Below are 10,840 nucleotides of genomic sequence, written 5' to 3'. Positions count from 1 at the left end.
GAGCGAAAATCGGGCCCAGCGAGGACAGTTTTTGCCGGATTTGCAGACCCATAGCCCAGCTATGGGACAAAAAGACGGTGAAAAATGGACCGCTGCGGTCGATTTGCAGCCGACGATTCCCAAGTCCGACAGGCTCCTAGGCTACGCCGCCCTGCTGCTGACGCTTTTGGCAGGCTGCACGACGGCGCCGCCATCTCCGGCGCCTTCGCCCGACCGGGCGCTCGCTTCGCCTTTGACAAGGCCACCGCTCGCCCCCTTGAGCCCGGAAGAAGCGGGTTCGTCAGCCATGGCCCCGACCATTGAAGCCAGTCCGGCCGATGAGCAGCTTCTCGCAGGCGAAGCGGTCCACGCCTTCGAGCAGGGCGGCGCCTCCTGGTATGGCCCGCGCTTTCACGGCCGCCGCACCGCCAGCGGCGAACGATGTGACATGCATGCGCTGACAGCGGCTCATAAAACGCTGCCTTTCGGCACCATGGTGCGCGTGCGCAGCCTGGTCAACGGCAAAGAGGTGGATGTGCGCATCACCGACCGGGGCCCCTTCAGCCGGGGTCGTGTGATCGACCTCAGCCGCGCTGCGGCCGAGGCCATCGGCATGCTGGGGCTGGGCGTCAAAGACGTCTTGCTGCTGGTGCCCGCGTCCACGCCCCTGATGGCAGAAACACCGCCGCCGCTGATCAAGCGCCCACGTCTCGTGCGGCCCGCGCTGGCCCCCAGGTCGCGCTGAGCGGTTTTGGCAGGTGCTGATAAGTGCCGGCAGGCTCGGACGAAGACCCCACCGGTGGTTTTGCCCAGGGTGGGAGGCCCGTCAACGATTCAGACGAGGCGATCGGGCCGGTCATGGGTGAAGCAGTGGCCACGTCTTTCGATTTGCTGCTCGACCGCAAGACCTGCGAGACTTTTGCTGCGCACCGGCGCACTGCCCTGAGCCCCCCGCGCTTATACTGAAAAGTGGGCTGCATTTGCGGTGGCCGCTACGGAGTTTTCATGCTTGCACCATCCCTGCCATCCAATGAGCCCGGGCGCCTGGCGGTCTTGCATTCGCTGGAACTGCTTGATACCCCTGCCGAGGAGCGCTTTGACCGCATTACCCGAATTGCGCAGCGCCTGTTTGATATGCCGATCGCGCTGGTCAGCCTGATTGACCAAGACCGGCAGTGGTTCAAGTCGAACCAGGGCCTGGCGGCCTGCGAAACCTCGCGCGATATTTCGTTTTGCGGCCATGCCATTCATGCAGACGACATTTTTGTTATTGAAAACACGCTCGCCGACCCGCGCTTTGCCGATAACCCGCTGGTCACTGCAGCGCCCGACATCCGCTTCTATGCCGGTGCGCCGCTGGCGACTGCCGGTGGTTTTCGGATCGGCACCTTGTGTCTGATCGACAACAAACCGCGCGCCTTTCCCGACGCTGACCGGCGTGTCCTGCGCGACCTGGCCGACTGGGTGCAGGAAGAGGTGAGTCGGCGCCACGAGGAGCATTTTCGCAGCGTTAGCCAGGAGCAGGAGGCATTGCTGCGCGCCATTCTGAGTACGGCGGTTGAAGGCATCATCACCATCGACGAGCGTGGCACGGTCGAGAGCTACAACCCGGCCGCAGCGCGCATCTTCGGATATCCGTCCGAGGAGGTGATCGGGCACAACATCAAGCGACTGATGCCCGAGCCGTACCAGCGCGAGCATGACGGCTATTTGGCCCGTTTTCTGGAGACGCGCAGCCCGCGCGTGATCGGTATCGAGCGCGAGGTTGTCGGCCGGCGCAAGGACGCAAGCACGTTTCCGATGGAGCTGGCGGTCAGTGAGGTGGTGGTGGGCGGACGCCGCTTTTTCACCGGCATTGTGCGCGACATCAGCGCGCGCAAGGCAGTCGAGCAGCAACTGTACGCCGCCACCGCCTTGCAAACCGCTGTGCTCGACGGCGCCACGTATTCGATCATCTCGACGACGGTCGATGGCACGATCCTGATCTTCAATCGCGCCGCTGAACAGATGTTGGGCTACAGCAGCGCCGAGGTCATTGGCCGCCTGACACCAGCCCCGTTCCATGACCCGCAGGAAGTTGTCCAGCGCGCTGCAGCGCTGTCCGAGGAGCTGGGCGAGGCGATTGCGCCCGGCTTCGAGGTCTTTGCCGCCAAGGCCCGGCGCCACCAGGCCGAGGCGCACGAGTGGACCTATGTGCGCAAGGACGGCAGCCGCGTCCCGGTGCTGCTGTCGGTCACAGCGCTGCGCGATGCAGAGCAGAATATCACCGGCTTTCTCGGTATCGCCCAGGATATTTCCGAGCGGCAGAAAGTCGACCGGATGAAGAATGAATTTGTGTCCACCGTCAGCCACGAGTTACGCACGCCGCTGACCTCGATCCGCGGTGCACTGGGCCTGGTCGCGGGCGGTATGGCCGGGGCGCTGCCACCGGCGGCGGTCAAGCTGATCGAGATCGCCCACAGCAACAGCGAGCGGCTGGTGCGCCTGATCAACGACATTCTTGATATCGAAAAAATGGAATCGGGCCGAATGCAGTTCGACCTGGTGGCGCAGATGCTTCGGCCGGTGCTGCTGCAAGCCATCGAGGCCAACCGCGCCTACGCCGCTGCTTTGCAGGTGGGCATTGAGCTGGTTGATGGGGAGGTCGATGGCCTGGTGCGCATCGACAGTGACCGGATGATTCAGGTCATCACCAACCTGCTTTCGAACGCCGCCAAGTATTCTGCGCCGCAGGACAACGTGGTGGTCGCCGTGGAAAAACGCGGTGCATGGCTGCGTCTGAGTGTTGCTGATCGCGGGCCGGGCATACCGGATGAATTTTGTGCAAGGATTTTCCAGAAGTTTTCGCAGGCTGATGGTTCCGACACGCGGCGTCTGGCTGGCACCGGCCTGGGGCTCGCCATTACCAAGTCGCTGGTCGAGTCGATGGGCGGGCGCATTGGTTTTGACACCTCGTCCCAGGGAACCATTTTCTGGGTCGATTTGCCACAGATGGAGGAACTCAAACGACTGCCGACGCCGACGCCGACGGCCGATGAGCTGCAACGGCCGCAGGTGCTGATTTGCGAGGACGCCCCCGATGTGGCCAACCTGCTGAAAATCATTCTCGAACAGGGCGGTTACGACGTCGATATCGCACACGATGGCACTCGGGCCCGGGCGCTGCTGGCGCACCGGCGCTACAACGCGTTGACGCTCGACCTCGATTTACCGGGGCGCGATGGTGTGCCCCTGATCAGCGAGCTGCGCGAAGAGCCGCTGGCGCGCGATTTGCCGATCATCGTGGTGTCCGCGCTGGCCCGCGCCGAGCAAGCGGTGCAGCTCGGCGGCATTGAGGTGGCCGACTGGCTGGTCAAGCCTATTGCTATTGACCATGCGCGGCTGATGGCAGCGATGCAGCGCAGCGCGAGTCTGGCGGGAACGAGGCGGGCGCGCATTCTCCATGTTGACGACGATGCAGACGTTTTGAGCGTTGTCAGTGCCATTGCCGCCGATAGCGCCGATTTCGATCATGCTGGCGATCTGCACACGGCCCGCCAGTTGCTGGCCTCACAGCACTATGACCTCGTGATTCTTGACCTGGCCCTGCCGGACGGCAACGGCATGGAGCTGCTGCCCCTGATTGCGGCGATGCGCCCGGAGCCGCGCGTGCTGGTCTTTTCAGCCAGTGAGCTGCCGCGCAAGCAAACCGAGCGGTTTGCCGCATCCCTCGTCAAATCGGTGACTTCCAACGCGGATTTGCTCAACATCATTCATGTGCAGATTAAGCGCTGACTCTTGCTTTGAAAAAGCTTGAAAGATGAAGTCTGCAAACAGAGCAATGTTGAAGTTCTGTCATTGCCAGCTTGGACTGACAGACTAGAGGTCTGTCTGTCTGGCTTGCGCGTCGTCGGCTGCAAATCGACCGCAGCAGTGCATTTTTCGCCTTCGCTTCCCCCAAAAAGGCTGTTTTCGACCGCCAGCAAGAATTTTTTTAACTTACTATAATTTCAGTAATTCCTGAAAACTCAGTAAGTTGAACCATGAACCTTGCCCCCTTGACCCAGCGTTTTGTCCTGCATTTCGGTGAAATGGGCAGCCGCTGGGGCATCAACCGCACTGTCGGCCAGATTTACGCGCTGCTGTATGTCTCGCCGCGCGCGCTCAATGCCGACGAGATTGGCGAGGCACTGGCGTTTTCGCGCTCCAATGTCAGTATGGGCTTGAAAGAGCTGCAGTCCTGGAACCTGGTGCGGCTGCAGCACCTGCCCAACGACCGGCGCGAGTATTTCCAGGCGCCTGAAGATGTCTGGGCCATCTTCCGCACGCTGGCTGAAGAGCGGCGCAAACGCGAAATTGATCCCACGCTGTCCATGCTGCGCGACGCGCTGATGGAGCAGCCTGCGACGCAGGACGACATCCACGCGCAGGCACGCATGAAACAGATGCACGATTTGATCGAGCTCCTGACCGGCTGGCTGGCCGACGTGCAGAAGATGGATTCGGCCACGCTGATCAAGCTCATGAAGATGGGCGCCAAGGTGCAGAAGCTGCTGGAAGTGGCCGGCAGCGTCAAGGCTGGCTTGACAGGCCGCGCCGCCGCGCCCAAGCTGGCAGTGCCGCCGGCCGATATTTCTGAAGAAACCAACCGGAGCTGACGATGGACGGACTCGACGCTTTCCTGCTGGCACGCATCCAGTTTGCGGCCAACATTACTTTTCACATTCTTTTCCCGACCATCAGCATTTCGCTGGGCTGGGTGCTGCTGTTTTTCAAACTGCGTTTTGTCAAGACTGGCCAGCAGTACTGGATGGACGCCTATCAGTTCTGGGTGAAAATTTTTGCGCTGACCTTTGCGCTTGGCGTGGTCAGCGGCATCACCATGAGTTTTCAGTTTGGTACCAACTGGCCGGGCTACATGGAAAAAGTCGGCAACATCGCCGGGCCGCTGCTGGCCTACGAAGTGCTCACGGCCTTTTTCCTCGAAGCCACCATGCTCGGCGTGATGCTGTTTGCGCGTGAGCGTGTCAGTGAGCGCATGCATACCACTGCCACGCTGCTGGTGGCGGGTGGCACCACACTGTCGGCCTTCTGGATCCTCGCGCTCAACTCCTGGATGCACACGCCCGCCGGCTTCGAGATGATCAACGGCCAGGCCCATGTGACCAGCTGGCTGGAGGTCATCTTCAACCCCTCGTTTCCCTACCGCTTCACACACATGATGCTGGCCTCGGGGCTGACGGTGGCGTTTCTGGTGGCGGGTATCTCGGCTTACCGCTGGCTGCGCGACGACCGCAGCGCAGAAGTGATGGCCAGCCTGAAGACCGGCATCTACCTGGCTGCGATGTTGATCCCGCTGCAGATCATCGCGGGTGACCTGCACGGCCTGAACACGATGGAGCACCAGCCGGCCAAGCTGGCGGCGATGGAGGGTATCTGGAAAACGCAAAAGGGTGCACCGGCCGTCCTGTTTGCGCTGCCTGACGAAAAAACAAAGGAAAACCGCTATGAGATTGCCATCCCCAAGCTGGCGTCGCTGTACCTGACCCATTCGCTGGACGGCGAGGTCAAGGGGCTGGACCAGTTCGAGGGCAAACATCCGCCGGTGGCACCGGTTTTCTGGGCCTTCCGCATCATGGTTGGTATGGGCCTGTTGATGCTGGCTGTGAGCTGGGCCGCGACCTGGCAGCTTGCCCCGTGGAAAAAACGAGCCCCCACGCTCCCCCCTGAGGGTGGTTCGCTGCCCCCCGGGGGGGCGCTGCGCCTGCAGCCCGGCGAAGCCGGTTCTGCGGCCCCGGCTGAAAAAATCGGAGCCTCTGCGGTTGTTGCTTCACGCGCTACGCCGCCGGATTCGGGCCCACGGGAGCTGAAGCGCTGGCAACTGCGCATGCTGGTGGCCATGACGTTTGCGGGCTGGGTCGCGCTGATCGCCGGCTGGTATGTCACCGAGATCGGCCGCCAGCCCTGGCTGGTGACCGGTGTGTTGACCTCGGCTGAGGCGGCCTCGCAGGTGCCAGCGCCGCGTATTGCGCTGACGCTGGCCCTGTACCTCACGCTGTATGCCGCGCTGATTGTTGCCTATGTCTCGGTGGTGTTTTATCTGGCGCGTCACAAGAAACAAGCCGACAAGCCTTATGGCGACGACCACACCGCCGGCGACACCGAGAAGGAACTCAACGTCGTCAACTACCCGGAAAAAGAAGGAGGCGCCCGTGCTTGACCTTGCTCCCGACCTGACGCAGGCCGCCGGCTGGATGCCGATCGTCTTTCTGGTGGTCATGGGCCTGGCGATGCTGGCCTATGTGATTCTTGACGGTTACGACCTGGGCGTGGGTGTGCTGATGCGCCGCGCCAGCGACGACGACAAGGACAGCATGATTGCCAGCATTGGTCCCTTCTGGGATGCCAACGAAACCTGGCTGGTGCTTGGCGTGGGGATTTTGCTGACGGTGTTTCCGATGGCGCACGGCGTGATTCTGGGTGCGCTGTATTTGCCGGTGGCCTTCATGCTGATTGGCCTGACGCTGCGTGGTGTCGCCTTTGACTTTCGGGTCAAGGCGCGGGCGGCGCACAAGCCGCTCTGGAACCGCCTGTTCTACGGTGGCTCGCTGCTGGCGAGCTGGTCCCAAGGCTATATGTTGGGTTCGCTGATCACGGGTTTTGCATCCACGTGGTGGATCATTCTGTTCAACACCGTCATCGGTGCGGCGCTGGTGGCGGCCTATTGCCTGTTGGGCGCGGGTTGGCTCATCATCAAGTCCGCGGGCGATTTGCAGCTCCAGGCGGTGCGCTGGGCGCGCGGCAGCCTGTGGTTCACCATGGCTGGCGTGGCGGCCATCTCGGTGGCGACGCCGCTTGTCAGCCCGCTCATTTTTGCCAAGTGGTTTTCGTTTCCGAACATCGTGATGCTGATACCGATTCCTGTGGCCACGGCGGTGTTGTTCGCGGTGATGTATCGCAGCCTGCAGCGCTTGCCGGTGCGCCTGGGTCAGGGCAACGAGTACGGCGCCTGGGTGCCCTTCGGCGCCACCGTGGGCGTGTTTCTGCTGGCGTTTTACGGACTGGCTTACAGCTTGTTTCCATGGTTGGTGATAGACCGCATCACTATCTGGCAGGCTGCGACGGCGCCAGCAGCCATGGGCGTGATCCTGGTCGGTGCCGCAGTGGTGCTGCCCATGATCATCGGCTACACGGTGTTTGCCTACCGGGTGTTCTGGGGCAAGAGCACAGCGCTGAAGTATTAGGTGGAAAGCCTCTGGGGGCTATAAAATCCTGCTTTTTGACCATTGCAATCATGCGAGCGCAGAGCATTTACAAGGCTTCCCTGCAGGCGGCTGGCGAACTGACGGCTGACCAGCGGCAACTGGCCGAGCAAAAATTCATTGAAGTGCTTGAGCATGTGCTCGGCGGAGCGTCTGCGGTCTGCGGCGCTTATGTGGAGTGGTTGGCCGTGCGGTCACTGCGCGCGGAAAACCCGAACGACGCCCGTTCCTCCGCCGAACTTCACGCGGTGGCCCGCTGGGAGCATGCAGCCGACCACGCCACCCGGGCGGTTTTCAGGCAGATGAAGATCGCGACCCAGAACGCATTTTTTGAGCTGCATATCTGGAATTCGCGCACCCGCTGAGTTGCACGCGCCTCGCGCCCTCTGGGGCAGAGAGGTACACCCAGTGAACGTCTGTGGGGGTTCTTGCCTACCTTTCGTCGTAGCTGATGGAAACGCTGTCGCTCAGTGGCCTCGCCTGGCAGCTCAGTACAAAGCCTTTTTTCACTTCCCAGTCTTCCAGCGTGAAGTTTTTCTCCATGGCCACCTGGCCCGACAGCACCCTCGCGCGGCAGGTGCAGCAGACGCCGCCCTTGCAGCTGTAGGGCAGGTCCAGGCCCGCTGCCAGCGCGACGTCGAGCACACGTTCATGCGCAAACATGCGCAGCACATGCGCCTTGCCGTCAAGTTGCACGGACAGGCGGATGGTGCCGGTTGCGCTTTCGGATTCCAAGCCATTTTGGCCCCTAGCCCTTTCCGGTTGGTCGCTAGGTGCTCCTGAATTAATAGCATTGGTGGGCTGACCGGCGGTGGTGAAGCGTTCGCTGTGGATGCGTTCGCGCGGCACGCCAGCCGCCAGCAGGGCCTGCTCGCAGCCTTCGATCATCGCCTCCGGCCCGCAGATAAAAGTCTCGCCGATGCTGTCAGCCGGGATCAGGCCGGCCAGCAGCTCGCTCACCTTGGCTGTGTCGAGTCTGCCATTGAACAGTGCAACTTCCTGGGCCTGGCGTGACAGCAGGTGAATCAGGCTCAGGCGAGCCGGGTAGCGGTCTTTCAGGTCCTGCAATGCTTCGTTGAACAGGATGGAACTGCTGCGCTGGTTGCAATACACCAGCGTGAAGGTGGAGTCAGCCTCGCCGGCCAGTGTGCTGGCGATGATGGACAGCAGCGGCGTGATGCCTGAGCCGGCCGCCCAGCCCACGCGGTGCACCGCGCCGCTCAGGCGCGGCGTGAAGCGCCCATCGGGTGGCATCACGTCCAGCGTGTCGCCAGCCTGCAAGCGGGTGGCCCAGTTGGAAAAAACGCCGCCGTCGACCGGCTTGATGCCGACTTCCATCTCATGCGTCTCTGCCAGGTTCTGGGTGCTGCTGCAGATGGAATAACTGCGGCGCACCGGTTCGCCGTTGATCTGCGCCTTGAGTGTGAGGAACTGCCCCGGTGTGAAGGCATACAGGCCGCGCAGCTCGGGTGGAATCGCAAAACTGAGAGCAACGGCACCAGCGGCTTCCGGCGTGACTCGCTGGATGGTTAACGGATGAAAGTGAGGAACGGACATAGGTGAGTCTCAGTGATAGCGGCATTGCAGCGCCGTGTGCGAAGTGACAAGCGTGGGGGTTTTCTCTTTACCAGCCGGGGCCGCGGGGCCGGCTTTGCCGGCCCGCAGGCGCAGCGGCCCCCTCGGGGCTGTCGTCTGCGGCTCCAAACCTGCCTGCGCAGGGTTGGACAGGCGACAGAAACGAAGCCTCTGGCGAGCGGCGGCCTGCAAGGTGCAGCGCATTACACGAAGTGACAAACGTGGGGGCCCTGGTTTTTCCGCCGGGCCGCCCCAAGGAAAAATGCGCCCCCTCGGGGGGCAGCGAAGTACGCGAAGCGACGAGCGTGGGGGCCCTGGTTTTTCCGCCGGGCCGCCCCAAGGAAAAATGCGCCCCCTCGGGGGGCAGCGAAGTACGCGAAGCGACGAGCGTGGGGGCCATTTAATAAGGTTTGAAGTAGTCAAACGGCTCCAGGCAAGCCAGACACTTGTACAGGGCTTTGCAGGCGGTCGAGCCAAAGTGCGAGGTTTCAGTGGTGTTGACCGAGCCGCATTGCGGGCAGGCAACCGATTCAACTGCAGCCTTGTGGGGGGCAAAGTGGATCACCTTATCGCTGCCCTGCGTGGTGGTGTGCGGCGGCGCAATGCCGTAGCTGCGCAGCTTTTCTTTGGTGGCCGCGCTGATCCAGTCGGTGGTCCAGGCAGGCGCCAGCTGGATGCTGATGCGTGCACTGATTTGCTGCTGCGCCAGTGCCGTGCGGATGTCATCCTCAATCTGCCCCATGGCCGGGCAACCGCTGTAGGTCGGCGTGATGATGATTTCCACACCGGTGCTGGTCTGGCGTACATCGCGCAGTATGCCCAGCTCGCGGATGGACACCACCGGAATCTCCGGGTCGGGCACGGCATCCAGTGCGTCCCAGATCGCTTGCAGGGTGTTCACTGCATCACCTTGTCACCAACGCGCCTGGGGGTGGGCACGCGCCAGGCTTTGCATCTCGGCCAGCAGCGGCGCCAGGTGCTCGCTGTGCTGGCCGTTTTTGCCCTGTGCCGGTTTGGCCATGACACGCGGGCGTTGCAGGCCGGCTTCTTCCAGAGCGTCGTTGACCAGGTCGTCCCAGCGGGTTTGCAGCGTTGCCATGCCGACAGCAATCTCTGAGGTCGCTATGGTATGGATAGCTGCTTGCGCCCAGTACTCCTGGGTGTAGGGCATTAAATGGTTCACAGCTGCTTGCGTACGGCCATGGGATTCGGGTGTTCCGTCACCCAGGCGCACCAGCCAGTCGCGCGAGTGGCGAAAGTGGTAACGCACCTCTTTGAGCGACTTGCCGGCAATCGCCGCCAGTTGCGGGTCTGTTGATGTTTGCAGTGCCTCCCACAACAGCAGCATCAGTGCGCTGTAGAAAAAGTTGCGGGTGATGGTGCTGGCGTAATCCCGCGCCGAAACCTCTGACGAGTGGGGCAGTTCGAGCAGGGTGTAGTTGCGAAAGGCCGCCGCATCGCGAAAGTACGCGAGAGAGTCTTCCGTTGCGCCATCACCTGCAACCCCAGCCGCGTGCTGGTACAACATGCGCGCCTGACCGATCAGGTCCAGGCTCATGTTGGTCAGAGCGATGTCTTCTTCAAGTACCGGCCCGTTGCCGCACCACTCGGCATTGCGCTGGCCCAGAACCAGTGCGTTATCGGCCAGGTGCAGCAGGTAGTCCAGCGGCGCGGTGACCGGTGTTGCCAGCGCAGCCATCACATGTGGCCCACTTCATCGGGAATCTCGTAAAAGGTCGGGTGCCGGTAAATCTTGTCGGCCATGGGCTCAAAAAACGCGGGTTTGTCGTCTGGCTCGCTGGCGGTGATGGTGTTGGATGGCACAACCCAGATGCTCACGCCTTCCTGGCGCCGGGTGTATACGTCGCGCGCCATTTGCAGTGCCTGTTGCGCGTCAGTGGCATGCAGGCTGCCGCAGTGTTTGTGCTCCAGACCCTGTTTGGAGCGCAAAAATACTTCCCAAAGAGGCCAGTCGTTTTGCCTGACTCCCTCTCCCGCTGGGAGAGGGTTGGGGTGAGGGCTCTTCGTCATGCCGCCTCCTTCAG

At 62.1% G+C, this 10,840-nt stretch carries 10 protein-coding genes; 6 read left to right on the top strand and 4 right to left on the bottom strand.

Annotated elements, in window-relative coordinates:
- The first annotated feature begins 103 nt into the window (after positions 1-103).
- The 6 genes from ACESMT_RS16260 to ACESMT_RS16235 all read left to right on the top strand — a co-directional run bounded on the left by ACESMT_RS16260 (position 104) and on the right by ACESMT_RS16235 (position 7,585).
- Complete coding sequence (locus ACESMT_RS16260; RefSeq protein ID WP_372827645.1) at positions 104-724, top strand: septal ring lytic transglycosylase RlpA family protein; 621 nt, start codon at positions 104-106, stop codon at positions 722-724.
- A 260-nt stretch (positions 725-984) separates the two neighbouring features.
- Entirely contained in the window at positions 985-3,753 is a 2,769-nt protein-coding gene (locus ACESMT_RS16255) for a PAS domain S-box protein (protein WP_372827643.1), read from the top strand.
- A gap of 248 nt (positions 3,754-4,001) precedes the next feature.
- Positions 4,002-4,616, top strand: coding sequence for a GbsR/MarR family transcriptional regulator (locus ACESMT_RS16250; protein WP_372827642.1), 615 nt, complete (start codon positions 4,002-4,004; stop codon positions 4,614-4,616).
- Between the two features lie 2 nt (positions 4,617-4,618).
- Positions 4,619-6,178, top strand: coding sequence for a cytochrome ubiquinol oxidase subunit I (locus ACESMT_RS16245; protein WP_372827641.1), 1,560 nt, complete (start codon positions 4,619-4,621; stop codon positions 6,176-6,178).
- Complete coding sequence (locus ACESMT_RS16240) at positions 6,171-7,202, top strand: cytochrome d ubiquinol oxidase subunit II (protein WP_372827640.1); 1,032 nt, start codon at positions 6,171-6,173, stop codon at positions 7,200-7,202. The genes ACESMT_RS16245 and ACESMT_RS16240 overlap by 8 nt, the downstream gene beginning before the upstream one ends.
- 50 nt (positions 7,203-7,252) lie before the next feature.
- Complete coding sequence (locus ACESMT_RS16235) at positions 7,253-7,585, top strand: hypothetical protein (protein WP_372827639.1); 333 nt, start codon at positions 7,253-7,255, stop codon at positions 7,583-7,585.
- 67 nt (positions 7,586-7,652) lie between these two features.
- On the opposite strand, the gene ACESMT_RS16230 is transcribed toward ACESMT_RS16235, so the two are convergent.
- The 4 genes from ACESMT_RS16230 to paaB form a co-directional block, all read right to left on the bottom strand.
- Entirely contained in the window at positions 7,653-8,777 is a 1,125-nt protein-coding gene (locus tag ACESMT_RS16230) for a 2Fe-2S iron-sulfur cluster-binding protein (RefSeq protein WP_372827638.1), read from the bottom strand.
- Positions 8,778-9,195: 418 nt separating this feature from the next.
- Positions 9,196-9,696: a 1,2-phenylacetyl-CoA epoxidase subunit PaaD gene (gene paaD, locus ACESMT_RS16225; protein ID WP_372827637.1), complete on the bottom strand. Its 501-nt coding sequence runs from the start codon at positions 9,694-9,696 to the stop codon at positions 9,196-9,198.
- A gap of 12 nt (positions 9,697-9,708) precedes the next feature.
- Positions 9,709-10,494: a 1,2-phenylacetyl-CoA epoxidase subunit PaaC gene (gene paaC / locus ACESMT_RS16220; RefSeq protein ID WP_372827636.1), complete on the bottom strand. Its 786-nt coding sequence runs from the start codon at positions 10,492-10,494 to the stop codon at positions 9,709-9,711.
- Entirely contained in the window at positions 10,494-10,826 is a 333-nt protein-coding gene (paaB, locus tag ACESMT_RS16215; RefSeq protein ID WP_372827644.1) for a 1,2-phenylacetyl-CoA epoxidase subunit PaaB, read from the bottom strand. Before paaB ends, paaC begins: the two co-directional genes overlap by 1 nt.
- Positions 10,827-10,840 lie beyond the last annotated feature (14 nt).

Source organism: Polaromonas sp., from assembly GCF_041689105.1.
GTDB lineage: Bacteria > Pseudomonadota > Gammaproteobacteria > Burkholderiales > Burkholderiaceae_C > Polaromonas.
Note: the sequence above shows the minus strand (reverse complement) of the source record. Positions and strands in the feature narration are given on the sequence as shown.